This is a genomic window from Streptomyces sp. NPDC026672 (genome assembly GCF_040638185.1).
Taxonomy (GTDB): Bacteria; Actinomycetota; Actinomycetes; order Streptomycetales; family Streptomycetaceae; genus Streptomyces.
This window is the reverse complement of record NZ_JBEZXS010000005.1, coordinates 198840-225795: the sequence shown is the minus strand read 5'-3', so window position 1 is coordinate 225795 and position 26956 is coordinate 198840. Positions and strand designations below refer to the sequence as shown.

The 26956-nt window shown below is 72.9% G+C and carries 29 protein-coding genes; 20 read left to right on the top strand and 9 right to left on the bottom strand.

Translation table 11 applies throughout. The features are described 5' to 3' along the window. The first annotated feature begins 8 nt into the window (after window positions 1-8). The 10 genes from infC (at window position 9) to AB0F77_RS07745 (ending at window position 10911) form a co-directional block, all read left to right on the top strand. Complete coding sequence (gene infC, locus AB0F77_RS07790; RefSeq protein ID WP_361943141.1) at window positions 9-740, top strand: translation initiation factor IF-3; 732 nt, start codon at window positions 9-11, stop codon at window positions 738-740. A gap of 109 nt (window positions 741-849) precedes the next feature. Then, window positions 850-1044 carry a 50S ribosomal protein L35 gene (rpmI, locus tag AB0F77_RS07785; RefSeq protein WP_004933563.1) on the top strand — a complete coding sequence of 65 codons (195 nt, stop codon included), beginning with the start codon at window positions 850-852 and terminating at the stop codon, window positions 1042-1044. 98 nt (window positions 1045-1142) lie between these two features. Further along, the gene (gene rplT / locus AB0F77_RS07780; protein ID WP_189309714.1) at window positions 1143-1526 is read left to right on the top strand and encodes a 50S ribosomal protein L20; all 384 of its coding nucleotides are present in this window, start codon (window positions 1143-1145) and stop codon (window positions 1524-1526) included. Window positions 1527-1720: 194 nt separating this feature from the next. After that, window positions 1721-2569: an RNA methyltransferase gene (locus tag AB0F77_RS07775; protein ID WP_361943138.1), complete on the top strand. Its 849-nt coding sequence runs from the start codon at window positions 1721-1723 to the stop codon at window positions 2567-2569. 50 nt (window positions 2570-2619) lie between these two features. Beyond that, entirely contained in the window at window positions 2620-3771 is a 1152-nt protein-coding gene (locus AB0F77_RS07770) for an ATP-binding protein (protein WP_361943135.1), read from the top strand. 128 nt (window positions 3772-3899) lie between these two features. Then, a complete protein-coding gene (pheS, locus tag AB0F77_RS07765; protein WP_361943132.1) occupies window positions 3900-5024 on the top strand; it encodes a phenylalanine--tRNA ligase subunit alpha in 1125 nt (374 codons plus the stop codon). After that, the gene (pheT, locus tag AB0F77_RS07760) at window positions 5024-7528 is read left to right on the top strand and encodes a phenylalanine--tRNA ligase subunit beta (protein ID WP_361943129.1); all 2505 of its coding nucleotides are present in this window, start codon (window positions 5024-5026) and stop codon (window positions 7526-7528) included. Before pheS ends, pheT begins: the two co-directional genes overlap by 1 nt. Window positions 7529-7700: 172 nt before the next feature. Next, window positions 7701-8759, top strand: a complete 1059-nt coding sequence (locus AB0F77_RS07755; protein WP_361943126.1) for a PP2C family protein-serine/threonine phosphatase — start codon at window positions 7701-7703, stop codon at window positions 8757-8759. Window positions 8760-8976: 217 nt separating this feature from the next. Further along, window positions 8977-10317 (top strand): transcriptional regulator, encoded by a 1341-nt coding sequence (locus tag AB0F77_RS07750; RefSeq protein WP_361943123.1) that lies wholly within the window; start codon window positions 8977-8979, stop codon window positions 10315-10317. 57 nt (window positions 10318-10374) lie between these two features. Beyond that, window positions 10375-10911 (top strand): NUDIX domain-containing protein, encoded by a 537-nt coding sequence (locus AB0F77_RS07745; protein WP_361943120.1) that lies wholly within the window; start codon window positions 10375-10377, stop codon window positions 10909-10911. On the opposite strand, the gene AB0F77_RS07740 is transcribed toward AB0F77_RS07745, so the two are convergent. Both AB0F77_RS07740 and AB0F77_RS07735 read right to left on the bottom strand, forming a co-directional pair. Beyond that, a complete protein-coding gene (locus AB0F77_RS07740) occupies window positions 10908-11165 on the bottom strand; it encodes a hypothetical protein (RefSeq protein WP_361943117.1) in 258 nt (85 codons plus the stop codon). The two genes, AB0F77_RS07745 and AB0F77_RS07740, sit on opposite strands and share 4 nt — an antisense overlap. A gap of 193 nt (window positions 11166-11358) precedes the next feature. After that, window positions 11359-12234 (bottom strand): 3-hydroxybutyryl-CoA dehydrogenase, encoded by an 876-nt coding sequence (locus tag AB0F77_RS07735; protein WP_361943114.1) that lies wholly within the window; start codon window positions 12232-12234, stop codon window positions 11359-11361. 164 nt (window positions 12235-12398) lie between these two features. On the opposite strand from AB0F77_RS07735, the gene AB0F77_RS07730 reads away from it, so the two are divergent. Then, the gene (locus tag AB0F77_RS07730; RefSeq protein WP_361943111.1) at window positions 12399-13655 is read left to right on the top strand and encodes a family 10 glycosylhydrolase; all 1257 of its coding nucleotides are present in this window, start codon (window positions 12399-12401) and stop codon (window positions 13653-13655) included. Between the two features lies 1 nt (window position 13656). On the opposite strand, the gene AB0F77_RS07725 is transcribed toward AB0F77_RS07730, so the two are convergent. Together AB0F77_RS07725 and AB0F77_RS07720 are read right to left on the bottom strand one after the other, a co-directional pair. After that, the gene (locus AB0F77_RS07725) at window positions 13657-13860 is read right to left on the bottom strand and encodes a DUF1918 domain-containing protein (RefSeq protein WP_361943108.1); all 204 of its coding nucleotides are present in this window, start codon (window positions 13858-13860) and stop codon (window positions 13657-13659) included. 12 nt (window positions 13861-13872) lie between these two features. Beyond that, a complete protein-coding gene (locus tag AB0F77_RS07720) occupies window positions 13873-14808 on the bottom strand; it encodes a DMT family transporter (protein WP_361943105.1) in 936 nt (311 codons plus the stop codon). On the opposite strand from AB0F77_RS07720, the gene AB0F77_RS07715 reads away from it, so the two are divergent. The 3 genes from AB0F77_RS07715 to AB0F77_RS07705 all read left to right on the top strand — a co-directional run bounded on the left by AB0F77_RS07715 (window position 14807) and on the right by AB0F77_RS07705 (window position 17493). Next, window positions 14807-16240, top strand: a complete 1434-nt coding sequence (locus tag AB0F77_RS07715; protein ID WP_361943103.1) for a PLP-dependent aminotransferase family protein — start codon at window positions 14807-14809, stop codon at window positions 16238-16240. The two genes, AB0F77_RS07720 and AB0F77_RS07715, sit on opposite strands and share 2 nt — an antisense overlap. 84 nt (window positions 16241-16324) lie before the next feature. Continuing rightward, complete coding sequence (locus tag AB0F77_RS07710; RefSeq protein ID WP_361943100.1) at window positions 16325-16780, top strand: GNAT family N-acetyltransferase; 456 nt, start codon at window positions 16325-16327, stop codon at window positions 16778-16780. Between the two features lie 119 nt (window positions 16781-16899). Continuing rightward, window positions 16900-17493, top strand: coding sequence for a histidine phosphatase family protein (locus AB0F77_RS07705; protein WP_361943097.1), 594 nt, complete (start codon window positions 16900-16902; stop codon window positions 17491-17493). Here AB0F77_RS07705 and AB0F77_RS07700 read toward each other — a convergent pair. Next, a complete protein-coding gene (locus AB0F77_RS07700) occupies window positions 17475-17942 on the bottom strand; it encodes a DUF6314 family protein (RefSeq protein ID WP_361943094.1) in 468 nt (155 codons plus the stop codon). The genes AB0F77_RS07705 and AB0F77_RS07700 overlap by 19 nt on opposite strands. A 204-nt stretch (window positions 17943-18146) precedes the next feature. Here AB0F77_RS07700 and AB0F77_RS07695 point away from each other — a divergent pair, with 204 nt between their 5' ends. From AB0F77_RS07695 to AB0F77_RS07670, 6 genes are read left to right on the top strand one after another with little or no spacing between them, the layout of a single operon-like run. Next, the gene (locus AB0F77_RS07695; RefSeq protein WP_361943091.1) at window positions 18147-18521 is read left to right on the top strand and encodes a GtrA family protein; all 375 of its coding nucleotides are present in this window, start codon (window positions 18147-18149) and stop codon (window positions 18519-18521) included. A gap of 44 nt (window positions 18522-18565) precedes the next feature. Continuing rightward, window positions 18566-19594 carry an N-acetyl-gamma-glutamyl-phosphate reductase gene (gene argC / locus AB0F77_RS07690; RefSeq protein WP_361943088.1) on the top strand — a complete coding sequence of 343 codons (1029 nt, stop codon included), beginning with the start codon at window positions 18566-18568 and terminating at the stop codon, window positions 19592-19594. After that, window positions 19591-20742, top strand: a complete 1152-nt coding sequence (argJ, locus tag AB0F77_RS07685; RefSeq protein WP_361943085.1) for a bifunctional glutamate N-acetyltransferase/amino-acid acetyltransferase ArgJ — start codon at window positions 19591-19593, stop codon at window positions 20740-20742. Before argC ends, argJ begins: the two co-directional genes overlap by 4 nt. Beyond that, window positions 20739-21665, top strand: coding sequence for an acetylglutamate kinase (argB, locus tag AB0F77_RS07680; protein ID WP_361943082.1), 927 nt, complete (start codon window positions 20739-20741; stop codon window positions 21663-21665). The genes argJ and argB overlap by 4 nt, the downstream gene beginning before the upstream one ends. After that, window positions 21662-22870 carry an acetylornithine transaminase gene (locus AB0F77_RS07675; RefSeq protein ID WP_361943079.1) on the top strand — a complete coding sequence of 403 codons (1209 nt, stop codon included), beginning with the start codon at window positions 21662-21664 and terminating at the stop codon, window positions 22868-22870. Before argB ends, AB0F77_RS07675 begins: the two co-directional genes overlap by 4 nt. A 7-nt stretch (window positions 22871-22877) precedes the next feature. Continuing rightward, window positions 22878-23417, top strand: coding sequence for an arginine repressor (locus AB0F77_RS07670; protein WP_361943076.1), 540 nt, complete (start codon window positions 22878-22880; stop codon window positions 23415-23417). A gap of 92 nt (window positions 23418-23509) precedes the next feature. On the opposite strand, the gene AB0F77_RS07665 is transcribed toward AB0F77_RS07670, so the two are convergent. Genes AB0F77_RS07665 through AB0F77_RS07650 form a run of 4 tightly spaced genes read right to left on the bottom strand, consistent with a single transcriptional unit; the run spans window position 23510 to window position 26953 of the window. Continuing rightward, window positions 23510-24247, bottom strand: a complete 738-nt coding sequence (locus AB0F77_RS07665; RefSeq protein WP_361943494.1) for an FAD:protein FMN transferase — start codon at window positions 24245-24247, stop codon at window positions 23510-23512. Between the two features lie 59 nt (window positions 24248-24306). Continuing rightward, window positions 24307-25026 (bottom strand): FMN-binding protein, encoded by a 720-nt coding sequence (locus AB0F77_RS07660; RefSeq protein WP_361943073.1) that lies wholly within the window; start codon window positions 25024-25026, stop codon window positions 24307-24309. A 29-nt stretch (window positions 25027-25055) separates the two neighbouring features. Next, window positions 25056-26438: a ferredoxin reductase family protein gene (locus AB0F77_RS07655; RefSeq protein ID WP_361943070.1), complete on the bottom strand. Its 1383-nt coding sequence runs from the start codon at window positions 26436-26438 to the stop codon at window positions 25056-25058. Between the two features lie 59 nt (window positions 26439-26497). Then, on the bottom strand, window positions 26498-26953 hold the full coding sequence (locus AB0F77_RS07650; protein WP_361943067.1) for an FMN-binding protein: 456 nt from the start codon (window positions 26951-26953) through the stop codon (window positions 26498-26500). Between the last annotated feature and the right edge of the window lie 3 nt (window positions 26954-26956).

Sequence of the window (26956 nt, the reverse complement as noted above, 5' to 3'; positions counted from 1 at the left end):
GTGCCGTGATGGTTGGTCTCCATGTCAGTCAGACACACGCGGTCGTCCGCCAGGCGGCCGTATGGTGCTACCGAGGAGGATCCATCAGCACCGAGCCCCGCATCAACGACCGGATTCGCGTTCCCGAGGTGCGACTTGTCGGTCCCAGTGGCGAGCAGGTCGGCATCGTGCCGCTCGCGAAGGCCCTGGAGCTTGCGCAGGAGTACGACCTCGACCTGGTCGAGGTCGCGGCGAACGCCCGTCCGCCCGTCTGCAAGCTCATGGACTACGGGAAGTTCAAGTACGAGTCGGCCATGAAGGCCCGTGAGGCGCGCAAGAACCAGGCGCACACGGTCATCAAGGAGATGAAGCTCCGGCCGAAGATCGACCCGCACGACTATGACACCAAGAAGGGTCATGTCGTCCGGTTCCTCAAGCAGGGCGACAAGGTCAAGATCACGATCATGTTCCGCGGTCGTGAGCAGTCCCGGCCCGAGCTGGGCTACAGGCTGCTCCAGCGGCTCGCGGAGGACGTCCAGGACCTCGGCTTCGTGGAGTCGAACCCGAAGCAGGACGGCCGCAACATGATCATGGTCCTCGGTCCGCACAAGAAGAAGACCGAGGCGATGGCCGAGGCTCGACAGGCGCAGGAAGCCCGCAAGGCGGACGCGAAGGCCAACCCCGGCCGCTCGCAGAACCCCGCCGAGGCCGAGGTAGAGGCCGAGGCAGAGGCGCCCGCCGAGGAACCCGCCGAGGCGTGATCCCCGGGACGCGAGTCCCAGGACGTAACCGAAACAAGCAGCGACGCTCCACCGTGCCCGGTTTCGCGACCGGGCACCGGAGTGCCACCGACGAGGAGATAACGGCGCCATGCCGAAGAACAAGTCGCACAGCGGTGCCAGCAAGCGCTTCAAGGTCACCGGCTCCGGCAAGGTGCTCCGTGAGCGCGCCGGCAAGCGCCACCTGCTCGAGCACAAGTCGTCCCGCGTGACGCGTCGCCTCACCGGCAACGCCGAGATGGCCCCGGGCGACGCCGCGAAGATCAAGAAGCTTCTCGGCAAGTGACGCACGGCGCCCCCTGAGCGCCGTACGCAAGGACCGGGACCCATATCGTTTCCGGGTCGCGTGAAGTCAACCGCGGCCCCGCTACAAGGAGTTAACAAGTGGCACGCGTCAAGCGGGCAGTCAACGCCCACAAGAAGCGCCGGGCGATCCTCGAGCAGGCCTCCGGCTACCGCGGTCAGCGTTCGCGCCTGTACCGCAAGGCCAAGGAGCAGGTCACCCACTCGCTGGTCTACAACTACAACGACCGCAAGAAGCGCAAGGGCGACTTCCGTCAGCTGTGGATCCAGCGCATCAACGCCGCTGCCCGCGCCAACGGCATCACGTACAACCGCTTCATCCAGGGTCTGAAGGCCGCGAACATCGAGGTCGACCGCAAGATCCTCGCCGAGCTGGCCGTCAACGACGCGAGCGCGTTCGCCGCGCTGGTCGAGGCCGCGCAGAAGGCGCTCCCGGCGGACGTGAACGCCCCCAAGGCGGCGTGACGCTGCGCTGAGCTTCGGCCGACCCGACTGCAGGCCCGCAGGCTGTCATGGCTTGCGGGCCTTGCCGTTGGGGTGGGGTGGGCCGTCCTTCGGCTGCGGCTCCGCCGTGGCTGGTCGCGCCCACGCGGCGGAGCCGCATATCGACACAGCCCCGCGCCCCTCCGGGGCGCCACAAGTCTCCGGAAGCAAGAAAGATGCCCCCTGTCTCTCCTGAGTTGATCTCCCCCCGTTCCGTGCGTGTGACTGCCGCCCGGCGGCTCGGGAAGCGGAATTTCCGGGGCAAGGAGCGGCTGTTCCTCGCCGAGGGGCCGCAGGCCGTACGGGAGGCCGCCCGGCACGGGGACACGCTCGTCGAGCTGTTCACCACCGTTGAGGCCGCGGAGCGGTACGCCGACATCGTCGGCGAGGCCCGCACCGCCGGGGTCCACGTCCACCTCGCCTCCGAGGACGTGATCGCCGACATCTCCACCACCGTCACCCCGCAGGGACTCGTCGGGGTGTGCAGGTTCCTCGACACCGACTTCGAGGACGTCCTCAGGGCCCGCCCCAAGCTCGTCGCCGTCCTCGCGCACGTCCGCGACCCCGGCAACGCCGGCACCGTGCTGCGGTGCGCCGACGCCGCGGGCGCCGAGGCCGTCGTCCTCACCGACGCCTCCGTCGACCTGTACAACCCCAAGGCCGTACGCGCCTCCGTCGGCTCGCTGTTCCACCTGCCCGTCGCCGTCGGCGTCCCGGTGGAGCGGGCCGTCGCCGGCCTCAGGGCCGCCGGGGTGCGCGTCCTCGCCGCCGACGGCGCCGGCACCGACGACCTGGACGACGAGCTGGACAAGGGCACCATGGGCGGGCCCACGGCCTGGGTGTTCGGCAACGAGGCGTGGGGGCTCCCGGAGGAGACCCGCGCGCTGGCGGACGCCGTCGTGCGTGTCCCCCTGCACGGAAAGGCCGAGAGCCTGAACCTCGCCACCGCCGCCGCCGTATGTCTCTACGCGTCGGCCCGTGCGCAGCGCGCCTCCGGAGGGTGCCGCTCCGTCACCGAGAGCTAGTAAGGTGACCAGCTCTGGGGCCCACGGCGGCCGAAGGGTGGGATACGGGGATGAGCGTCGGCACGAACAGTGCCCCGGGCGGGCGTGACCTGCGGCGCGTGCCGGCGCCCCGGTACGGCGACCCCACCGGGTCCGGCATCGACCCCGAGGACCTGCCCGACGGTCTGGTGATCGCCGACGAACACGGCCGGGTGGTCTGCTTCAACTCCGCCGCCGCCCGCATCACCGCCGTACGCCCCGAGGACGCCCTCGGCCGGCGCCTGGAGAAGGCCCTCCCCTTAGAGGACCTGGAGGGCCGGCGCTGGTGGCAGCTCACCGATCCCTACGGCGGGCTCGCCATCCGGGTCCGGCAGCCCGAGCGCAATCTCCTGCTGCCCGGCGGCCGCGAGGTCCTGGTGTCGGCGCGGTACGTGCGCCGCGAGCCCACCGGCCCCGTCCACCGCGTCGTCGTCTGCCTGCGCGACACCGAGGCCCGCCGCCGCACCGAACGCAGCCACGCCGAGCTGATAGCCACCGTCGCCCACGAACTGCGCTCCCCGCTGACCTCCGTCAAGGGCTTCACCGCGACCCTGCTCGCCAAGTGGGAACGCTTCACCGACGACCAGAAGCGGCTGATGCTGGAGACCGTCGACGCCGACGCCAACCGGGTCACCCGGCTCATCGCCGAGCTCCTCGACATCTCCCGCATCGACTCCGGCCGCCTGGAGGTGCGCCGCCAGCCCGTCGACATGGGCGCGGCCGTCGGCCGGCACATCCAGGCGTACGTCGCCGCGGGCCAGCCCGCCGACCGCTTCCTGCTGCGCATCGAGCAGCCGCTGCCCGCCCTGTGGGCCGACCCCGACAAGGTCGACCAGGTCCTCAGCAACCTGCTGGAAAATGCCGTGCGGCACGGCGAGGGAACGGTCACGATAGACGTCACGCCCGCCGCGTCCCCACGCGAGGGCGAGGACGAGCAGCACGAGAACACGGCCACCTCGGTCACCGTCAGCGACGAGGGGTCCGGCATTCCGGAGGAGTCCATGAACCGCGTCTTCACCCGCTTCTGGCGGGGCAGCAAGCGCGGTGGCACGGGCCTCGGGCTGTACATCGTGAAGGGCATCGTCGAGGCCCACGGCGGCACCATCACCGTCGGCCGTGCCCCCGGCGGCGGCGCGGAGTTCCGATTTACCCTGCCCGCGGGCATCCCGGCGTATCTCGCCTGAGCGGCCCGCGGGCTCATTCGTCCATCTCCGCCCCGTTAGACTCGGCCTTTGGCACCCATGTGTCCCGCGCACGGCCGCAGAGTCGGAGACGGGGACCTCCAGCCAGCCAACCGGAAGCACGGGAAGAGATGTCGGCACCGAATAAGTCGTACGACCCAGTAGAGGTCGAGGCGTTGAAACCGGAAGAGATCGAGCGCATGCGGGACGAGGCGCTCGCCGCCTTCGCCGCCGCGGACTCCCTCGACGCGCTCCACGAGGCCAAGGTCGCGCACACCGGCCCCGCCTCCCCGCTGGCGCTCGCCAACCGCGAGATCGGCGCCCTGCCCCCGCACGCCAAGGCCGACGCGGGCAAGCGCGTCGGCATGGCCCGCGGCGCCGTCAACAAGGCCCTCGCCGCCCGCCAGGGCGAGCTGGAGGCCGAGCGCGACGCCCGTGTCCTGGTCGAGGAGGCGGTGGACGTCACCCTGCCGTACGACCGGGTCCCGGGCGGCGCCCGCCACCCCCTGACCACGTTCATGGAGCGCGTCGCGGACGTCTTCGTGTCCATGGGGTACGAGGTCGCCGAGGGCCCCGAGGTCGAGGCCGAGTGGTTCAACTTCGACGCCCTGAACTTCACGCCCGACCACCCGGCCCGGCAGATGCAGGACACCTTCTTCGTCGAGGGCCCCAAGGGCGACCACGGCGAGTCCGGTGTCGTGCTGCGCACCCACACCTCGCCGGTGCAGGCCCGCTCGCTGCTCGACCGCGAGCCGCCCGTCTACATCGTCTGCCCCGGCCGTGTGTACCGCACGGACGAGCTGGACGCGACGCACACCCCGGTCTTCCACCAGATCGAGCTGCTGGCCGTCGACGAGGGCCTGACCATGGCCGACCTCAAGGGCACCCTCGACCACATGGTGCAGTCGCTGTTCGGCCCGGACATGAAGACGCGGCTGCGGCCGAACTACTTCCCCTTCACCGAGCCGTCCGCCGAGATGGACATGCTCTGCTACGTGTGCAAGGGCGACTCCGTCGGCAACCCCGACCGGCCCTGCCGCACCTGCTCCAGCGAGGGCTGGATCGAGCTGGGCGGCTGCGGCATGGTCAACCCGCGGGTGCTCGTCGCCTGCGGCGTGGACCCCGAGAAGTACAGCGGGTTCGCCTTCGGGTTCGGCATCGAACGGATGCTGATGTTCCGCCACAACGTCGAAGACATGCGAGACATGGTCGAGGGTGACGTCCGGTTCACCCGGCCGTTCGGGATGGAGATCTGATGCGGATCCCGCTTTCTTGGCTGCGGGAGTACGTCGACCTGCCGGCGACGGAGACCGGCCGCGACGTCCAGGAGAAGCTGATCTCGGTCGGCCTGGAGGTGGAGACCGTCGAGCAGCTCGGCGACGGCCTCAAGGGCCCGCTCGTCGTCGGGCAGGTGCTCACCATCGAGGAGCTGGACGGCTTCAAGAAGCCGATCCGCTTCTGCACCGTCGACGTCGGCACCGCCAACGGCACCGGTGAGCCCCAGGAGATCGTCTGCGGCGCCCGCAACTTCGCCGTCGGCGACAAGGTCGTCGTGGTCCTGCCCGGCGCGGTGCTGCCCGGCGGCTTCGCGATCGCCGCGCGCAAGACGTACGGCAAGGTCTCGCACGGCATGATCTGCTCCAGCGACGAGCTGGGCATGGGCGACGACGGCACCAAGGGCATCATCGTGCTGCCGCCGGAGTACGAGGTCGGCACCGACGCCGTCGAGCTGCTGGAGCTGGTCGACGAGGTCCTGGACATCGCCGTCACCCCCGACCGCGGCTACTGCCTGTCCCTGCGCGGTGTCGCCCGTGAGGCGGCCACCGCCTACGGCCTGCCGCTGCGCGACCCCGCGCTGATCGACGTCCCGGCGCCGAACGCCTTCGGCTACCCGGTGCAGGTGTCCGACCCGGCCGGCTGCGACCGGTTCACCGCCCGCACGGTGACCGGCCTCGACCCCGAGGCGCACTCCCCGATCTGGCTGCGGCGACGGCTCCAGAAGGCCGGGATGCGCCCGATCTCCCTGGCCGTGGACGTCACCAACTACGTGATGCTGGAGCTGGGCCAGCCCCTGCACGCGTACGACCGCGGCCGGGTCCAGGGCGCCATCGGCGTGCGCCGGGCCGAGGCGGGCGAGAAGCTCACCACCCTCGACGGCGTCGAGCGCACCCTGGACGCCGAGGACCTGGTCATCACCGACGAGCGCGGCCCGATCGGCCTCGCGGGCGTCATGGGCGGCGCCAACACGGAGATCGACGAGACGGACGGCACGACCACGGAGGTCGTCGTCGAGGCCGCCCACTTCGACGCCCTCTCCGTCGCGCGCACCGCCCGCCGCCACAAGCTGTCCTCCGAGGCGTCCCGCCGCTTCGAGCGCGGAGTCGACCCGCAGGCCGCCTCCGCCGCCGCGCAGCGCACGGTCGACCTGCTCGTGCTGCTCGCGGGCGGCACCGCGGACGCCGGCGTCACCGAGGTCGTCGCGCCCACCGCGCCGCACACCATCACAGTCCCGGCCGACCACCCGGACAAGGTGGCGGGCGTGGCCTACGGCCGCGAGACCGTCGTCCGCCGTCTCCAGGAGGTCGGCTGCGCCGTCCAGGGACAGGACGAGCTGGTCGTCACCGTCCCGTCGTGGCGGCCCGACCTGACCGACCCGAACGACCTGGCCGAAGAGGTCATCCGCCTGGAGGGCTACGAGAACCTGCCCTCCACGCTGCCGAAGCCCCCCGCGGGCCTCGGCCTGACCGAGCGGCAGCGCCTGCACCGCCGTGTCGGCCGCGCGCTGGCCGGCGCCGGGTACGTCGAGGCGCCGAACTACCCGTTCCTCGGCGAGCAGGTCTTCGACCAGTTCACCCTGGCCGCCGACGACCCGGCCCGCCGTGTCGTCAGGCTGGTCAACCCGCTCTCCGACGAGGAGCCCGCGCTCCGCACGACGCTGCTGCCCGGTCTGCTGGCCGCGCTGCGGCGCAACGACGGGCGGGGCTCGCACGACCTGGCCCTCTTCGAGACGGGGCTGGTCTTCCACCCGCGCGAGGAGCTGAAGGTCGCCGTCCGGCTCCCGGTGGACCGCAGGCCCACCGACGAGGAGATCGCCTCCCTCACCGAGGCGCTCCCCGACCAGCCGCGGCACGTCGCCGTCGTCCTCGCGGGCGCCCGTGAGCAGGCCGGCTGGTGGGGCAGGGGACGCCCGGCCGACTGGGCCGACGCCGTCGAGGCCGCCCGCGCCGTCGCCCGGGAGACCGGGGTCGACCTCCTCGTCCGCAACGGCCGGTACGGCCCCTGGCACCCCGGCCGCACGGCCGAGCTGGCGGTCGTGGTGGACGGCACGGAGCGGGTCGTGGGCCACGCGGGCGAGCTGCACCCCGGTGTGCTGAAGACCCTGGGCCTGCCCGCGCGCACCTGCGCGATGGAGCTGAACCTGGACCTGCTGGAGCGGGCGGTCGACGGCCTGGTGAAGGGGCCGCGCATCTCCACGTTCCCGGTCGCCACGCAGGACGTCGCCCTGGTCGTGGACAGGTCCGTCCCGCACGCGGACGTCGAGGCCGCGCTGCGCGCCGGCGCGGGTGAACTCCTGGAGTCCATCCGGCTGTTCGACGTCTACGAGAACGCGGAGCAGCTGGGGCAGGAGCGCAAGTCGCTTGCGTACGCGCTCCGTTTCCGGGCCGCGGACCGCACGCTGACGGTCGACGAGGCGTCGGCGGCCCGTGACGCGGCGGTCGCCCTCGCGGGCGAGCGGACCGGGGCGGTGCTGCGGGCCTAGGGCGCCTTGTCGCCTCTGCCCGCATATATGCGGGTGTCTTGAGATTCATCACTCATTCGGGTGAGAACTTCTCGTGATCTGGCCCGATCGGGGCATACCCGTCGACAGAATCGGACCGGCCTCTCGGGGCCGGTCCGATCCGCTCTGTCGGGGCTGGTATGGGGGCAGCGGCATGATCCGTATGAAGGCACGGGCACCCACCCGGCGTGTGCTCACCCTGGGACTCCCCACCCTCTGGGGCAGTGTGGCGATCACCTACAAGCTGGCCTGCCCGCTCGCGCAGCAGACCGGGCTCGGCGCACGGTTCGTGACCAGCGCGGTGTTCTTCGCCGTCGGCACCGGGCTCGTGATCCATGTGCGCCGTACCCTGCTGCGTGAGCTGAGGCAGCTGCGCCGGGTGGCGGGCGTCGCCCAGAGCGTGCTGCTGCGACCCCCGCCGCCCCGGCTCGACGGGCTGGGCCTGGCCGCGGCGCAGTTCTCCGCCGACCGGGGCGCGGCGGTGGGCGGCGACCTGTACGAGGCGGTCTCCACCGAGTTCGGCGTACGGGTTGTGATGGGGGACGTGCGCGGCCACGGCCTTGCCGTGCTGGGCACGGTCGCCGCGGTCCTCGGCAGCTTCCGCGAGGCCGCCCACGACGAGCGCGAACTGCCGGAGGTGTTACGGCGGTTGGAGCGCGCCCTCGCCCGTCATCTGCGGGAGCGGGCCCGCGCCGAGCACCCGTCGAGCGGTCTCGACCCGGGCGACCCGGTCGCCGAGGAGTTCGTGACCGTCCTGCTGCTGGAGATCCACCCGGACGGCGCGGTCCACGCCGTCAACTGCGGCCATCCCTGGCCCTATCTGGTGGGCACCGGGGGCGTCGTCCCCCTCGAACTGGCCGAATCCCTGCCGCCCCTGGGCGCGTTCCCGCTCCCGCCCGACCTCGACGTCGCCGGCCCCTCCCGGCTGTCGCCCGGCGAGTGCCTGGTCCTCTACACGGACGGCGTGGAGGACGCCCGTGACACCCGGGGCCGCTTCTTCTCCCTGCCGGACGCCCTCACCGAGGCCACGCGCGACCACCTCACGGCGCCCGGCACCGTGCTGCACCGCGTCCTCGCGGCCCTGCGCCGCCACACCGGCGGCAGGCCCGCCGACGACATGGCCCTCCTGGTCCTGCGCAACGAGCGCAAACACCCCCCAGCCGTGGGGGCGTCCGGGCCGGCGCGCCCGGCCGTCCTCGACCCGCAGCCCTGACATCCCCCGGTCGCCCGGCTGAACCACCGGTCAGGCCACCGCGGTTGTACGAGGGGGAGCCGGCGGCCCGACCGGCCTCTTGCGAGGCATCTCAGTCAACCGCGCCGGACACGCTCCGCGACAGCGCGCGTACAGCCCGGGTTCGCGCACTCCGTTCACACCCCGTGTGAAGGCGCTCCCACTACGCTGACGGAACCAGGCCACTCGGGGGGCATCCATGCAGCCCAACACTCTGCTCGACGCGATCCTGGACGAGGCGGGGATCTCGCACGCCGGTCTCGCCGCCCACGTCAACCAGGCGGGCCGGGCCCGCGGGCTCGCGCTGCGTTACGAACACACCGCCGTCGCCCGCTGGTTGAAGGGCCAGCGGCCACGCGGCCAGGTGCCCGACCTGATCTGCGAGGTGCTCGCGGGACGGCTCAGGCGGACCGTCACGCTCGACGACATCGGCCTCGGCGTCCCCGGCGAGCCCGCCGCGCCGCACGGCACCTCGCTGTCCGGGTTCGTCGAGCGGGCCACCGCCCTGTGGCGCTCGGACGAGCAGCAGCGCCCGCACATACTGGGCGCCCCCGCGGTCACCGGCACGCCCGCGGTGATGCCCGTGTGGGAGTGGGAGAACCCGCCCGAGGACGTGGACGTCTCCCGCGGGGGCCGGCACCGGGTCACCCCGGCCGACCTCGACATGCTGCGCGCGGCCCGCACCCACTACGAGCAGATGTACCGCAAGGCCGGCGGCATCGCGACCCGCGCCCGTATCGTCGGCTTCCTCAACGCCGAGGCGGCCCCGCTGCTGCGCGGCAGCTACACCGACGCCACCGGCCGCCAACTGCACCGGGCCACCGGAGGGTTGGTGGCGATCGCCGGGATCTGCGCCTACGACTCCGACGCGCACGGGCTCGCCCAGCGCTACTTCCACCAGGCGCTGCGGCTGGCGAAGGCGAGCGGGGACCGGGGACTCGGGGCGTACGTGATCGCGCTGCTGGTCAACCAGGCGCTGTTCATGCGGGAGTTCCGGCAGGCCGTCGCCTTCGCGGAGGCCGCGCTGCGCGCCGCGGGCCGGCACATCACCCCGGCGCTAGCCTCGGACCTCTATGCGATGCAGGCCAAGGCGTACGCCCATCTCGGCGACGGCGGCAGCGCGTTGTCCTGCATCCGGCGGGCCGAGACGGCGGCCGAGCGCATCCGGCGCGGGTACGAGCCCGACGAGACCGGTTATGTGCAGCCGGGCCTGGTCAACGTCCAGGTGGCCGAGGCGCTGCTGAGCCTCGGTGAGCTCGCCGCCGCCCGGGAGCACGCGGCGGCCGCGGTGGACAACCCGGCCCACGACCGGGGCCGCGTGCACCGGTTGGCGATGCTCAGCACGATCGAACTGCGCCAGGGCAACGCGGACAAGGCGGTGGCGACGGCGGTGCAGATGGCCGAGCAGGCCCGGGGGATGGAGTCCCAGCGGCTGCGCGATCGGCTGCGGGTGGTCCGCGAGCATCTGGTGCGCAACGGCTGCGCCGGAACCGCCGAAGCGGCCGAACTGATCGACGGGGCACTGAGGGTGCCGCTGTAGGCCGAGCCAAGCCGCTGCTGCGATATTGCCACTTACTCGGCGGAAGGTGGCAGAACCGTGCAGTGGACGAAACTAAACGAACAAACTGTCTATGAAAACCGCTGGTTCAGCGTCAATCTCGCGGATGTCGCGCTGCCGGACGGCCGGCACCTCGACCACTTCCTCATACGGTTGCGGCCGGTGGCCGTGGCCACGGTCGTCAACGACGCCAACGAGGTCCTCCTGCTGTGGCGCCACCGCTTCATCACGGACAGCTGGGGGTGGGAACTCGCCGCGGGCGTGGTGGAGGACGGCGAGGACATCGCGGCCGCGGCCGCGCGGGAGCTGGAGGAGGAGACCGGCTGGCGGCCGGGACCCCTGCGCCACCTGATGAGCGTGGAACCGTCCAACGGCCTCACGGACGCCCGGCACCACGTCTACTGGGCCGACGCGGGCGAGTACATCGGGCATCCCGTGGACGACTTCGAGTCGGACCGCCGGGAGTGGGTTCCCCTCAAGCTCGTCCCCGACCTGGTCGCCCGCGGCGAGGTCCCGGCCGCCAACATGGCGGCCGCGTTACTCCTCCTGCACCACCTCCGCCTCGCGGACGGCTAGTGGGCCAGCGCCTGCCAGATCGCCACGGCGAGGGCTCCGACGGCCGCGAGGGCGGCGACGGAGGCGAGCGGCCAGCGGGCGTGCTCCAGGGAGTGCAGCCGGCCGTTCAGCTCGTCGAGTTCCTTGGCGGTCTCCTCGGTGCGATGACTGAGCAGGGCCAGACCGCCCTCGACGCGGGCGTAGGCGACGTCGAGGCGGCGTCGTAACTCTGCGAGTTCCCCCTGGACCACGGGATGCTCGGGGTCGGTGGTCACGGTCCGCTCCTCTCTGTGCTCGGACGTGGTCGTTCCACATCCCTTGCATGTGCATGAGGAGTCAACTCGCCTGGTGGGCGTGTGGGGAGCGTGTGCGAACGGCATATGCGTGCCCGGCGCGCACACGGTGTGTGAAACGCGCGGGCCCGGCACCTTTCGCGGTGCCGGGCCCGTGGACCGTCGCTGAGGGTGGTCAGGCGTAGGTGTAGAAGCCGGAGCCGGTCTTGCGGCCGAGGCGGCCGGCCTCGACCATGCGCTGGAGCAGCGGGGGAGCGGCGTACAGGGGCTCCTTGTACTCCTGGTACATCGAGTTGGCGATCGAGACGATGGTGTCCAGACCGATCAGGTCGGACAGCCGCAGCGGGCCCATCGGGTGCGCGCAGCCCATCTCCATGCCGTTGTCGATGTCCTCGCGGCCCGCGATGCCCGACTCGAACATCCGGATCGCGGACAGCAGATAGGGCACGAGCAGCGCGTTGACGACGAAGCCCGAGCGGTCCTGGGCGCGGATGGCGTGCTTGCCCAGCACCTTCTCGGCGAACAGCTGGGCGCGGCCGACGGTGCCCTCGGACGTGGTGAGCGCCGGGATCAGCTCGACGAGCTGCTGCACCGGGGCCGGGTTGAAGAAGTGGATGCCGACCACGTGGTCCGGGCGCGAGGTGGCGACCGCGAGCTTCACCAGCGGGATGGAGGAGGTGTTGGAGGCCAGGATCGCGTCCGGGCGGGTCACCACCTGGTCGAGCACCTGGAAGATCTCCGTCTTCACCTGCTCGTTCTCCACGACGGCCTCGATCACCAGGTCACGGTCGGCGAACTCGCCGAGGTCCGTGGTGAAGCTCAGCCGGTCCTGCGCCAGGTCCCGCTCGTCCTCGCTGATCTTGCCCCGCTCGGCGGCCTTGGCCAGGGAGGTGAACAGCCGGGTGCGGCCGATCTCCAGGGCCTCGCCGGTGGTCTCGGCGACCTTCACGTCCAGGCCGGCCCGGGCGCAGACCTCGGCGATGCCGGCGCCCATCTGGCCGCAGCCGACCACTCCGACGCGCGTGATGTCTCCCGCTGGGAAGTCCGTCACATCGTCCCCTTCGCTGTTCCACGGCGGCAGGTCCTCCGGGTTCGGCGCCTGCTCCGATCGTGCACGTTACTCCCAAGTATCGATGATCGATCTCCCGGGGCGGGGCATCCTGGGGCCCAGGACGATCCGTGACCGCACGGATCCGGAGCGTGAGAGGTGCGCGGATGGGGCGAGTGTCACGCCGGGCGTTCACGGTGGCGGCGCTGTCGTCCCTGCCCGCCCTGACGGCGGCCAGGGACACGGCGGCGGCCGCACGGGCCGAGGCCGGTGACACAGGGGCCGCCGCGCGGGCGGCGGGCGAGATGCGGGGCGTGTGGGTGGCGACCGTCGGCAACCGCGACTGGCCCTCCCGCCCCGGCCTCGGTGCCGCCAGGCAGCGCGAGGAACTGGTCGCCCACCTCGACCGCGCGGTCCGCGACCGGCTGAACACCGTGATCCTCCAGGTCCGCCCCACGGCCGACGCGCTGTGGCCCTCGTCGTACGAACCCTGGTCCGACGTCGTCACCGGCACCCAGGGCAAGGCGCCCGGCTGGGACCCGCTGGGCACCGCCGTCACCGAGGCCCACGCCCGCGGCCTCCAACTGCACGCCTGGTTCAACCCGTACCGCGTCGCCGACCACGCCGACCCGGAACGGCTGGCCGCCGCGCACCCCGCGCGCAGGCACCCGGACTGGGTGGTCCGTCACGGCGGCGGGCTCTACTACAACCCCGGGCTGCCCGAGGTGCGCGCGTTCGTGCAGGACGCCGTGCTCGACGCGGTCGCCCGGTACCCGGTGGACGCCGTCCACTTCGACGACTACTTCTACCCGTACCCGGTGGCGGGACAGACCTTCGACGACGACGCCGCGTACGCCCGCCACGGCGGGGCCTTCGCGGACCGGGCCGCCTGGCGGCGCGACAACGTCGACCGGCTGGTGCGGGAGACCGCGGCGCGCGTCGCGCGGGTGCGGCCCGGCACCCAGTTCGGGATCAGCCCCTTCGGGGTGTGGCGCAACGCCGCCACCGACGCGCGCGGCTCCGGCACCCGGGCCGGCGTCCAGACCTACGACGACCTGCACGCCGACACCCGCGGCTGGGTGCGCAAGGGGTGGATCGACTACGTCGTCCCGCAGCTCTACTGGCACATCGGCCACACCGCCGCCGACTACGCCGAGCTCGTCTCCTGGTGGGCCGGGGTCGCCAGGGGCACGGCCACCCGCCTCTACATCGGCGAGGCCCTGTACAAGGCGGGCGCCGCAGGGCAGCCCGCCGCCTGGCAGGACCCGGCCGAGCTCTCCCGCCACCTCACCCGTGCCGCCGCCCACCCGGAGGTGCGCGGGCACGCCTATTTCGCCGCGCGGGAGGTCGCGAAGGACCCCGCGGGCGCGATGGCACGGGTGGTCGCCGACCACTACGGGCGGCCGGCGACCGCCCCGCGCTGAGCTATCGCTCCTGTACCTGCGGTTCCCGGTGACGGACCTCGCAGTCGGGGCCCGGGGACATCACGGCCTCGTGCCCGTCCGGGAAGCGGACGCGGTAGGGCGGTGTGCCCTCCGTCCCCATCACCTCGACGACTTCCGTGATCTGGTCGTGCTGGCCGACCACCCTGCCGTGCTGGACAAGGCGGTCGCCCACGGTTGCGCGCATCTGGGGGCCTCCTCACGAACGCGATCGTTGCGTGACGCCGATGCACACGAGCACCGCGGCGGCGGTCACCGGAGCGGCCGCCGCGAGGCGCTCGCCCAGCAGCAGCACCGACCACACCAGTGTGAGCAGCGGCTGCGCCAACTGCAACTGGCTCACCCGGGCGATGCCCGCGGCGGCCATGCCCCGGTACCAGACGACCAGGCCGAGGAACTGCGAGCCCGCCGCGAGCCACACCACCCCGGCCACCGCGTGCCCGGTCAGCCGTACCGGCTCCACCGCCAGGGCGAGCACGGCGCCGGGCACCGCGAGCGGCAGACAGAGCACCAGCGCCCAGCCGATGACCTGCCAGCCCGGCATGACCCGGGCCAGCCGGCCGCCCTCGGTGTAACCGGCCGCGCACACCAGCAGGGCCGCGAACAGGAAGCCGTCGGCGGCCGTGAGCGAGCCGCCGCTCTGCCCCACGGTGAACGCGAGCACCGCGGCGGCCCCGGCCAGGGCGGCGATCCAGAAGGTCCGCGAGGGGCGGCTGCCGGTGCGCAGCGCGGACAGGGCCGCCGTGGTCAGCGGCAGCAGGCCCACCACGACGGCCGCGTGCGCGGTGGTCGACGTCTCCAGGGCGAGCGTGGTCAGCAACGGGAAGCCGACGACGGTCCCGGCGGCCACCACGGCGAGGCCGACCCGGTGCCGGCGCTCGGGCGGCGGAACGCGCAGGGCGATCAGGCAGGCTCCCGCGATCAGCCCCGCCAGGACGCTGCGCAGGGCGACCAGCGACCAGGGGCCGAAGCCCTCCAGGCCCCAGGCGGTGCCCGGGAAGGTCAGCGAGAAGGCGAGGACACCGAGGCCCGCCAGGAGGAGACCCCGGCCGGTGTGCTCGCGGGGCCCGGGCTCCCGGGGGGTGGTGTCGACCGCTATCCCGGTCGATGCGATAGCGCTACTCTCTGCTCTCATGCACGAGCGTAGCAGTGTGGGTGAACTGGCGGATCGGTTGCGACAGGAGCTGGAGCGCTACTCTCCAGGAGGAAAGCTCCCGTCGAGCCGGGAGCTCGTCGAGCGGTTCCGGGTGAGCCCGGTCACCGTCTCCCGGGCCCTGGCCCGGCTCGCGGCGGAGGGACTGGTCGTGACCCGGCCGGGCGCCGGCGCCTTCCGCGCCCGGGAGCGCGGCACGGAGCCGCAGGCCGGGGACACCTCCTGGCAGGAGGTCGCGCTCAGCGCCGAGGGCGCCGCCGAGCTCGTCCCGCGCACGGTCGACGCCGCCGGGGTCACGGTCACGCTGGCCGCGCCGCCGCCCGGTGTGCTGGAGTTCAACGGCGGTTATCTGCACCCCTCCCTCCAGCCCGAGCGGGCCATGGCCGCCGCCCTGGCCAGGGCCGGCCGGCGGCCCGGCGCCTGGGGGCGCCCACCGCTCGACGGCCTGCCGGAACTGCGCGAGTGGTTCGCCCGCGGCATCGGCGGCCGGGTCACCGCCGCCGAGGTGCTGATCACGGCGGGCGGACAGTCCGCGCTCGCCACCGCGCTGCGCGCCCTCGCCCCGCCCGGGGCGCCCGTGCTCGTGGAGTCGCCCACCTACCCGGGCATGCTGGCCCTCGCCCGCGCCGCCGGACTGCGCCCCGTGCCCGTCCCCCTGGACGCCGACGGGGTGCGCCCCGGTCTGCTCGCCGACGCCTTCCGGGCCACCGGCGCCCGGGTCCTCGTCTGCCAGCCCCTCTTCCAGAACCCCACCGGGGCCGTGCTCGCCCCCGAGCGGCGCGGAGAAGTGCTGCGCATCGCCCGCGAGGCGGGCGCCTTCGTGGTCGAGGACGACTTCGCGCGGCGGCTCGGCCACGCGGACTGCGGGCCGCTGCCGCCCCCGCTCGCCGCCGACGACCCGGACGGTGTCGTCGTGCACGTCGGCTCGCTGACCAAGGCGACCTCGCCCAGTTTCCGGGTCAGCGCCCTGGCCGCGCGTGGGCCGGTGCTCGAACGGCTGCGCGCCATCCAGGTCGTGGACACCTTCTTCGTGCCCCGGCCGCTCCAGGAGGCTGCGCTCGAACTCGTCGGCTCGCCCGCCTGGCCGCGTCATCTGCGCGCCGTGGCGGCCGAGTTGAAGACACGCCGGGACACCCTCGCCGCCGCGCTGCGGCTGCGGCTGCCCGAACTCGCCCTGCCCCACGTCCCGTCCGGCGGCCACCACCTCTGGCTGCGGCTGCCCGACGGCACCGACGAGTCGGCCCTGGTGGCGGCGGCCCTGCGCGCGGGTGTCGCGATCGCCCCCGGGCGCCCCTACTTCAGCGCCGAACCCCCCGCGCCCCACGTCCGCCTCGGCTTCGCCGCGGTCGCCGGGACCGGGGAGATCGCGGAGGGCGTACGACGGCTGCGGGCGGCCTGCGACGAGACGCTGTGACGTGTGCGGCCGACCCGGGCGACGTGGGCCGTGGCGTGGGGAATTCGGTCGACCGGGGCCCGGCCGGCTGCGACGATCGACCGCATGAGCGACGCACCAGGGCTTCCCGAGGGGTACGAACTCTCCGCCGACACCGGGCGGATCGACGTCGAGCGGGTCCACCGGTGGCTGTCGACCGACGCCTACTGGGCGCTCGGGCGCAGCCGGGACAGTCACGAGCGGGCCGTCGCCGGGTCGGTGAACTTCGGGGTGTACGACACGGCCTCGGGGGAGCAGGTGGCGTACGCGCGCGTGGTGACCGACGGGGCGCTGTTCGCCTGGCTCGCCGATGTGTACGTCCACCCCTCGGTGCGCGGGAAGGGGATCGGCACGGCGCTGGTCGGCGGGGTGCGGGAGCACCTGCGGCCGTACGGGCTGCGGCGGGTGCTGCTCGCCACGCACGACGCGCACGGTGTCTACGAGCGGCTCGGCTTCGCCCCGCTCGACCGTCCCGACCACTGGATGGCCCTCCACTTCGACGCCCCGGCCGATCCCGACTGAGCGGCCTTTCCCGCGACTTGTCCGGTAGTTCCTGACTTTCGAGTAAGGTTTTGTGCACCGCGGGTAACGCCTTGCTGATCCCTCTTGACCTGCGGTCCCGTCCGGCTCACCATCACGGCATGCACCTTCGGGTCACGTTCGTCGCGGCCGCGCGCAGCGCGCCGTTTCTCGCGGAGCGCTTCGAGGACGACCGGCCGCTGGACCAGGCGGCCTGGGACGAGGTGCAGCACGCCGTGGAGCAACTGCTGCCGCTGGCCGCGGCCGAGCTGCGCTACTGCTCGCCGACCCCGCGCAGCCGGGCCACCGGCGACGCGCTCGGATACGCCCCCCTGGTGCAACTCGCCCTGCGGGACTGCGACATGGGCCGCTGGCGCGGGCTCACCCTGGGCGAGGCGATGGCCCGTGAGCCGGCGGCGGTGGACGCCTGGCTCGCCGATCCGCGCTCCACACCGCACGGCGGGGAGTCGCTGCTGGCGTTCATCTCCCGGGTCGGCGGCTGGCTCGACACCCGCCCGGCCGACGACGACGGGCGGATCGTCGCGGTGGCCGAGCCGTCCGTGATCCGCGCGGCACTGGTGTACGTGCTGAAGGCGCCGCCCTCGACCTACTGGAACATCGACGTCCGGCCCCTGTCCACGACCAGCGTCATCGGCTGGGCGGGCCACTGGAACCTCCGGCTCGACGGGATCCCGGCTCAGCGCTCGCGCGCGTAGTCGGTGACCAGCACCAGGTCCTTCGCTGGGCCGTCCACCCGCCACACCGTCCGCCAGTGATCGGCGTCCAGGACGGTGAACTCGCCCCGGTAGAGGTCCGCCGCGCAGGGGTGGTCGGCGACGTGCCGCCCCGAGGTCAGGTCCAGGTCGTGGAAGGGCCGGCCGTCGGCGAACCGCACGTCGGCCGTGCCCGGGGCCGCGCCCGGCAGGAAGCGCAGGGTCCGCTCGGCGGGCCGGGCCACACCCCGCCAGGTGAACGTCCCGGACTCCTCGTGCAGCAGCCCCCCGCCCGCCAGCGGCCGGAAGACGGTGGTCCCCTCGAACGTCCCCTCGTCCCCGCTCCCGAGGTCCCGCACGCTCCGTACGACCCGCCAGCCCCCGGCGAGGTGCCCCAGCACGTCCACCACGGGCCACGGCTCCCCGCCGCCCCGCGCCGCCCGCACATCCATGCGCCGACCCTACCCCGCCCCTTGTGCGGCCATCATCCGGAATCGGACTTATCACTTGATGGCCGACTGCAACGTTCCGCAAAGGGTGTGCCCGCTCGTGCGGGGCGTGCGCACCCCGGGTTGTGTCACGATCGTCACGGCGGTGACCGCCCTCGCGGGGGTCCGGACGAACATGCTCGACCGAACGAAGGACCTCATTCCCCGATGCCGAGGCAACTGCTCACCTTCGCCGTGGTCGGTGTGATCAACACGGCCACCTACTACGGCCTTTACCTGTTGTTCCTCATGTGGCTGCCCTATCTGGGTGCCCACATCCTCGCTTTCGCGCTCAGCATGACCGGGTCCTTTTTCCTCAACGCGCGATTCACCTACCGGACGAGGCCGACCTGGCGGAAATTCCTGTTGTTCCCGCTGACGAACGCGGCCAATTTCGCCATCTCCACGACGACCGTCTTCGTGATCGTCGACGTCCTGCACCGGAGCAGCCGGTTCGCCCCGCTGTTCGCCTCGGCCGCGGCGATCCCGGTGACGTTCCTCATCTCCCGCACGATCATGCTCTCCAGGGAAAGGATTGCATAAAAGTGCAGCAGTACGTATAGTCATGCCATCCAGAGGAGGGTGACATGACGGTACGCGCGGCGGTGGCCGGAGCGAGCGGATACGCGGGCGGAGAGCTCCTGCGGCTGCTCCTGACGCACCCCGAGGTCGAGATCGGCGCCCTGACCGGCGACTCCAACGCGGGCCGGCCGCTCGGCGCGCTCCAGCCGCACCTGCTGCCGCTCGCCGACCGGGTGCTCGCCGAGACCACGCCCGAGGCCCTCGCAGGGCACGACGTCGTCTTCCTCGCGCTGCCCCACGGCCGGTCCGCCGCCGTCGCGGAACAGCTCGGCCCGGACGTCCTGGTCGTCGACATGGGCGCCGACTTCCGGCTCGCCGAAGCCGCGGACTGGGAGCGCTTCTACGGCTCCCCGCACGCCGGCACCTGGCCCTACGGCCTGCCCGAACTGCCGGGTGGCCGCGCCGCGCTGGAGGGGTCCAAGCGCGTCGCGGTGCCCGGTTGCTACCCGACCGCCGTCTCCCTCGCCCTGTTCCCCGCGTACACCGCGGGCCTCGCCGAGCCCGAAGCCCTGATCGTGGCCGCGTCCGGCACCTCCGGCGCCGGCCGGACGCCCAAGCCCCATCTGCTCGGCAGCGAGGTCATGGGCTCCATGTCGCCGTACGGCGTCGGCGGCGGCCACCGGCACACCCCCGAGATGATCCAGAACCTCAGCGCCGCCGCCGGGGAGCGCGTCGCGGTCTCCTTCACACCGACCCTCGCGCCGATGTCCCGCGGCATCCTCGCCACGTGCAGCGCCAAGGCCCGCCCCGGCGTCACCGCCGAGTCCGTGCGCGCCGCCTACGCGAAGGCGTACGCCGACGAACCGTTTGTGCACCTGCTGCCCGAGGGCCAGTGGCCCGCCACGGCGTCGGTCCAGGGTTCCAACGCCGTTCAGGTGCAGGTCGCGTACGACGCCGCCGTGGAGCGCATCATCGCGATCAGCGCCCTCGACAACCTGACCAAGGGCACCGCGGGCGGTGCCGTCCAGAGCATGAACCTCGCCCTCGGGCTCGACGAGACCACCGGACTTTCCACGATCGGAGTCGCACCGTGAGCGTCACGGCAGCACAGGGATTCACGGCGGCCGGCATCGCCGCCGGGATCAAGGAGAACGGCAACCCGGACCTGGCCCTCGTGGTCAACACCGGGCCCCGCCGCGCCGCCGCCGGCGTCTTCACCTCCAACCGCGTGAAGGCCGCGCCCGTGCTCTGGTCCGAGCAGGTCCTCAAGGGCGGCCAGGTCACCGCCGTGGTCCTCAACTCCGGCGGCGCCAACGCCTGCACCGGCCACCAGGGCTTCCAGGACACCCACGCCACCGCCGAGAGGACCGCGGACGTCCTCGGCCACAACGCCGCCGAGGTCGCCGTCTGCTCGACCGGCCTCATCGGCGTCCTGCTCCCCATGGACAAGGTGCTCGGCGGTGTCGAGGCCGCCGCCGCGGCCCTCAGCGAGCACGGCGGCGAGAAGGCCGCCATCGCCATCAAGACCACCGACACCGTCCACAAGACGTCCGTCGTCACCCGGTCCGGCTGGACCGTCGGCGGCATGGCCAAGGGCGCCGGCATGCTCGCGCCCGGCCTCGCCACCATGCTCGTCGTCCTCACCACCGACGCCGACGTCGACGGCGACGCCCTCGACGCGGCGCTGCGCGACGCGACCCGCACCACCTTCGACCGCGTCGACTCCGACGGCTGCATGTCCACCAACGACACCGTGCTGCTGCTCGCCTCCGGCGCCTCCGGAACCACCCCCGACCCGGCCGAGTTCGCCGAGGCCGTCCGCGCCGTCTGCGACGACCTCGGCCAGCAGCTCATCCGGGACGCCGAGGGCGCGAGCAAGGACATCAAGGTCGAGGTGATCAACGCGGCCACCGAGGACGACGCCGTCGAGGTGGGCCGCTCCATCGCCCGCAACAACCTCCTCAAGTGCGCCGTCCACGGCGAGGACCCCAACTGGGGCCGCGTCCTGTCCGCCATCGGCACCACACGGGCCGCGTTCGAACCCGACCGGCTGAGCGTCGCCATCAACGGCGTCTGGGTCTGCCGCGACGGCGGAGTCGGCGAGGACCGCGACCTCGTCGACATGCGCTACCGCGAGGTGCACATCGTCGCCGACCTCGCGGCCGGCACCGAGACCGCCACCATCTGGACCAACGACCTGACCGCGGACTACGTCCACGAGAACAGCGCCTACTCCTCATGAGCACCGGACCGAACGCCTCGACCGCGCGCAAGCACACCGCCCTGCCCAAGGCCCGCATCCTCATCGAGGCCCTGCCCTGGCTCACCCGCCACCACGGCAGGACGGTCGTGATCAAGTTCGGCGGCAACGCCATGATCGACGACGCCCTCAAGGCAGCCTTCGCCCAGGACGTCGTCTTCCTGCGGCACGCCGGCCTCAAGCCCGTCGTGGTGCACGGCGGCGGCCCGCAGATCAGCGCCGCCCTCGACCGGCACGGCATCGTCAGCGAGTTCAAGGCCGGCCTGCGCGTCACCACCGAGGACGCCATGGACGTCGTCCGCATGGTGCTCGCCGGACAGGTGCAGCGCGAACTCGTCGGACTCCTCAACGAGCACGGCCCGCTCGCCGTCGGCCTCACCGGCGAGGACGCGCACACCATCACCGCCACCAAGCACCGGCCCCGCATCGACGGCGAACTGGTCGACATCGGGCGGGTGGGCGAGATCACCGCGATCGACACCGGCGCCATCGAGGCGCTGCTCGCCGACGGCCGCATCCCGGTCGTCTCGTCGATCGCCCGATCCCAGGACGACGGACATGTCTACAACGTCAATGCTGATACGGCGGCTGCGGCACTCGCTGCGGCACTGGGCGCCGAGACCCTCATGGTCCTCACCGACGTCGAGGGCCTCTACGAGGACTGGCCGAACTCCGACGAGGTGATCAGCCGCCTCACCGCCTCCCAGCTGGAGAAGCTGCTGCCGGAGCTGTCCGCCGGCATGGTGCCGAAGATGCAGGGCTGTCTGCACGCCGTGCGGGGCGGGGTGCGCACCGCCCGTGTCATCGACGGCCGGGTCCAGCACTCGATCCTGCTGGAGATCTTCACCGACGAAGGAATCGGCACGATGGTCGTGCCCGACGAGTACGAGGGGGACGCGGCATGACCGGCACCGCCACGAACGCAGACCTGACCGCCCGCTGGCAGGGCGCGCTCATGAACAACTACGGCACCCCCCGCCTGCCCCTCGTCCGCGGCGCCGGACCCCGGCTGTGGGACGCCGAGGGCACGGAGTACCTCGACTTCGTCGGCGGCATCGCCGTCAACGCGCTCGGCCACGCCCACCCGGCCGTCGTCGAGGCCGTCAGCACCCAGATCGCCTCCCTCGGCCACGTCTCCAACCTGTTCATCGCCGAGCCGCCCGTCGCCCTCGCCGAACGGCTCCTCCAGCTCTTCGGCCGCGACGGCAAGGTCTTCTTCTGCAACTCCGGCGCCGAGGCCAACGAGGGCGCCTTCAAGATCGGGCGGCTCACCGGGCGCACCCACATGGTCGCCACCGACGGTGGCTTCCACGGCCGGACGATGGGCGCCCTCGCCCTCACCGGCCAGCCCGGCAAGCAGGCCCCGTTCCTGCCGCTGCCCGGCGACGTCACGCACGTGCCCTACGGCGACGCCAAGGCGCTGGCCGCCGCGGTCACCGAGGACACCGCCCTCGTGATCATCGAGCCGATCCAGGGCGAGAACGGCGTGGTCGTCCCGCCGCCCGGCTACCTCAAGGCCGCCCGGGCGATCACCGCCGCCACCGGGTCCCTGCTGGTCCTCGACGAGGTGCAGACCGGCGTCGGACGCACCGGCAACTGGTTCGAGTACCAGGCCCACGAGGGCGTCCTGCCCGACGTCGTCACCCTCGCCAAGGGCCTCGGCGGCGGACTGCCCCTCGGCGCCACCGTCGCCTTCGGCCGCGCCGCCGACCTGCTGCAACCGGGCCAGCACGGCACCACGTTCGGCGGCAACCCCGTCGCCTGCGCCGCCGGACTCGCCGTGCTCGACACCATCGCCGCCGACGGACTGCTGGAGAACGTCAAGCGGCAGAGCGAGCGGCTGCGGGACGGCGTCGAGGCGCTGGGGCACCCGCTGGTCGCCCATGTCCGGGGTGCGGGCCTCCTCCTCGGTATCGTGCTCACCGAGCCGCTCGCGCCCCAGGTGCAACAGGCGGCTCAGGAGGCCGGTCTCCTGGTGAACGCGCCCGCTCCCGACGTCGTACGGCTGATGCCGCCGCTGATCCTCGGCGACGACGGGACGGAGGCGTTCCTCCGTGCGCTGCCCGGCATCCTCGACGCAGTGCACGGGGACGGACGAGCCGGGGAATGAGACGACGATGAGTCAGGCGCAGGACCACGGGCAGGCAGGGCCGGCCCTGCCGCAGACCCGCACGGCACGGCACCGCCGGATCGTGGACATCCTCAACCGGCAGCCGGTGCGGTCGCAGAGCCAGCTGGCGAAGCTGCTCGCCGACGACGGGCTGAGCGTCACCCAGGCGACGCTCTCCCGGGACCTGGACGAGCTGAACGCGGTGAAGATCCGCAACGCCGAGGGCGACCTCATCTACGCCGTGCCGAGCGAGGGCGGGTTCCGCACACCGCGGGCCCCGCTCGGCGAGTCGGCCAAGGAGGAGCGGATGCGGCGGCTCTCGCAGGAGCTGCTGATCTCCGCGGAGGCCTCGGCGAACCTGGTGGTGCTGCGGACCCCTCCGGGGGCGGCGCAGTTCCTCGCCTCGGCGATCGACCAGGCGGAGCTGCACGACATCCTGGGGACCATCGCCGGTGACGACACGCTGCTGCTGATCAGCAGGGAGCCGACCGGGGGGCAGGCGCTGGCCGACCACTTGCTGCGGTTGGCCCAGAACGGCCACGGGTAGCGGGCGCGGACCGAGGCCGTGTTCGGCTGCGGGCGGGTGGGGGCCGGTCACGCTCACGCGGCGGAGCCGCACATCGACACAGCCCCGCGCCCCTAGCCGAGCCGGGCGGCCAGGCCGCCCGTGCAGCGGACCTCGTCGCCCGCCGTGATCAACAGGGCCTCCACGTCCGGGAGGGACTCCAGCCAGGTCAGGCCCGCCCGGGAACCCATCGCGAACGCCGCCGTCGCCCAGCAGTCCGCCCAGGTCAGGGTCGGGGCCACCACGGTCACCGCCACCAGGTCGGTGACCGCCGACTTCCGGGTGCGCGGATCCACGATGTGGTCCCCGCGCTCCGCCGTGCCCGACGTCGCCACCGCCAGCTCGTCCGCCCCCGCCGCCGAGATCACCGCCGCCAGCCCCCCGGGCCGCAGCGGATCGGACACCCCCACCCGCCACGGGCGCCCCGGCTCGGGCACGCCGAACACCTGCACGTCGCCACCCCCGTTGACGCTCACCCCGCTCACCCCCACCGCGGCGATCCGCCGGGCGGCCCGCTCCACGGCCCAGCCCTTGACGATGCCGGTCGGGTCCAGCGGCCCCCGGTACACCGTGCTGAACCACCCGTCGCTGACCCGCTCCGCCTCGGCCGCCAGCTCCAGCACCTCGGCGACCTCGGGATCGCACGCGTCCGCCGTCAGCTCGCCCCGCGCCAGCCGCGACACCTGACTGTCCTCGCGGTAGGTGCTGAACACCTCGTCGACCCGGTGCAGCCCGGCGACCGCCTCGTCCAGCGCGGCCCGTACGGCCCCCGGTTCCCCGCCGCGCACGTCGAAGGAGAACACGGTGCCCATGGCCTCCTCCGCGTGCCGCAGCTCGGCGGGCGCCTCGGCCGGTTCCGTCACCGTCTCGGTCACCGGACCTGGTCCAGCGCCGACTGGAGCGACTGCTTGTAGCCCTCGCTGGTGTACGTCGCCCCGCTCACCGAGTCGAACAGCGCGTTCCCGGTGGCGACCGCCGCCCGGTCGAGCCGCGGCACCGCCTGCTCGCTCCGCTCGTCCTTGGGCGCCTGCGCGGCCTCCGCGCGCACCACCTTGTTGCCGCTCACCGTGATCCGCACCTGCACCGGCCCGTACTGGGTCCGCACGGTCTTCCCGGTCACCGTCCGGCCCACCGGGGTGACGGGGGAGTCCTTCACCTTGTCCAGCGCCGACTGGAGCGACGCCTTGTACCCGTCGCTGGTGTACGTCGCCCCGCTCACCGAGTCGATGCGCGCGCTCTGCGCCGCCACCACCGCCTGGTTGAGCTTCGGCACGGCCCCGTCGGACTGCTCGTCGTCGGGCGCCCGCACCGCCTCCGCCCGGGTGATCCGGCCGCCGCTCACGGTCAGCCGCACCTGCACGATCCCGTACGCGGTCTGCGCCGCGTCGCCCGTCACCGTGCCCGCCCCGGCGGCCTGCGCCCCGCCCTGCGGCGACTCCTGCGCCCCGGCCGCGCCCGACTGCTGCTGCGGGGGCGGCGCCGCGGCCGCGGTCGGGTCCGTCGCCGGCTTCAGCGACAGCAGCAGCACGACCCCGGACACCGTGGCGGCGGTGGCCAGCACGACGCGCCGCAGGGGATGACTCTTCCTCATCCGACTGATCTCCCGTTGGTTCCCGTCGCTCACATCTCGAACGACTCGTGATGGATACGGCGGGCGGGAACGCCCGCGCCGCGCAGTGCCTCGTACACCGACTGCGCGAACCCGGGCGGGCCGCACATGAAGACGTCGTGGCGGTCGATGTCCGGGATCTTGTGCCGCAGGGTGTCGGCGGAGATGTCCGGCCGCTCGCCCTCCGGGCTGTTGACCGCGTACATCAGCCGGGCCCCGCGCTCCTCGGCGATGGCCGCGAGCTCGCTCCACAGGGCCAGGTCCTGGGTGGTGTTGGCCCGGTACAGCAGGGTGAGGTCGCCCGTCGCGCCGGGCAGCGTCTCGAACAGCGCGCGCATCGGCGTGATGCCGACGCCGCCCGCGACCAGGAGCACCTTGCCGCGGCTGCGCCGGGCCGCGGTCAGCGCGCCGTAGGGGCCCTCGGCCCACACCCGGGTGCCGGGCGACAGCTCGCGCAGCCGGGCGCTGTGGTCGCCGATCGCCTTGACCGTGATCCGCAGCATCTCCGGGCGGGGCGCGGCCGACAGCGAGTAGGGGTGCGAGCTGAACCGCATCCCGGGGGCCAGGAACCGCCAGCGGAAGAACTGCCCGGCCTCCGCGCCCATCCGGTGCAGCTTGCGCCCGCCGATCAGCACGGACACGATGCCCGGCGTCTCCTCGACGACCGCCTCGACCCGCATCCGGTGGCGCAGGTTGAGCCGGATCGGGGTGACGATCCGGTACCAGAGCACCAGCAGGGTCACCGCGCCGTACAGCACGTACCAGAACGTCTTGGCCATCGGCTCGGCCGCGAACTCGTTGCCGGTGGTGAGCTGGTGCCAGAACGTCAGGAACACCGCCACGTACGTCAGCAGGTGGACGTGGTACCAGGTGTCGTACGGCATCCTGCGGCGGACCGCGCCGATCGAGCTCAGCCCGATCAGCAGGAACAGGCCCGTGCCGATCCCGGCCTTGCCCATGTCGGGCAGCTGCTCGACCGAGTCGACGGTCTGCTGGACGATGTCGCCGAGCGTGCGGCCCGCCTGGAGGGCGTAGCCCCACATGATCAGGAAGACGTGGGCGGCGACCAGGCACAGGGTGTAGCGGCCGCTCATCGCGTGCCAGCGTGCCACCCGGTCCGAGCCGACCCGGCGTTCCAGTGCGGGCACCCGGGCCATCTGGAGGACGACCAGCGCCATCAGATAGCCGGCGAGGAGACCGGTGATCCGGCCCGCGTTCACGATGCGGCCGGTGTTGTCCGCGATGGACGGTGTGTTGTGCCACCACAGCCACAGCACGGCCACCGCGCCCGCCCAGACGGCGATCAGCAGGGGGACGGCCGGGGAGCGGCGCGGGCGGATGCGGCGCATCGTCTGGCGGCGGGCGGCACGTCCGCCCGCGAGCGTGGTGGTCACGGTTCCTCCGTCGGGACGGGACCCTTGGCCCACTGATACGTGCGCCGCCTCGTGTGTGTTCAGCGGCCTGCCGAGTCGAGTGCCGACTGGAGCGACGCCTTGTAGCCGTCGCTGGTGTACGTCGCCCCGCTGACGCTGTCGATCCGCGCGCTCTGCGCCGCCAGCGCCTCCCGCCGCAGCCGGGGCAGGGCGAAGGCGTTGATCTCCTCGTCGCGCGGATTGCCCTGCGGTTCGGCGAGCACGGTCACCTCGGTGAGCCGGCCCCCGCGCAGGGTGATCCGCACCCGCACGGGTCCCCAACGGGTCTGCACGGTGGGCCCGTCGACCGTCCTCGTACCGGTGGCGGGCGCGCCCGTGCCGGTGCCGGTGCCGGCGGCGGTGGGCGGGGGCACGGCGGGGCCGGCGACGGGCGTGGTGTGCGGCTTCAGCGCCAGCAGCAGCACGACACCGGAGACGGTGGTGGCGGTGGCCAGGACGATCCGGCGCAGCGACCGGTCCTTGTCCAACGGGTGCACGGA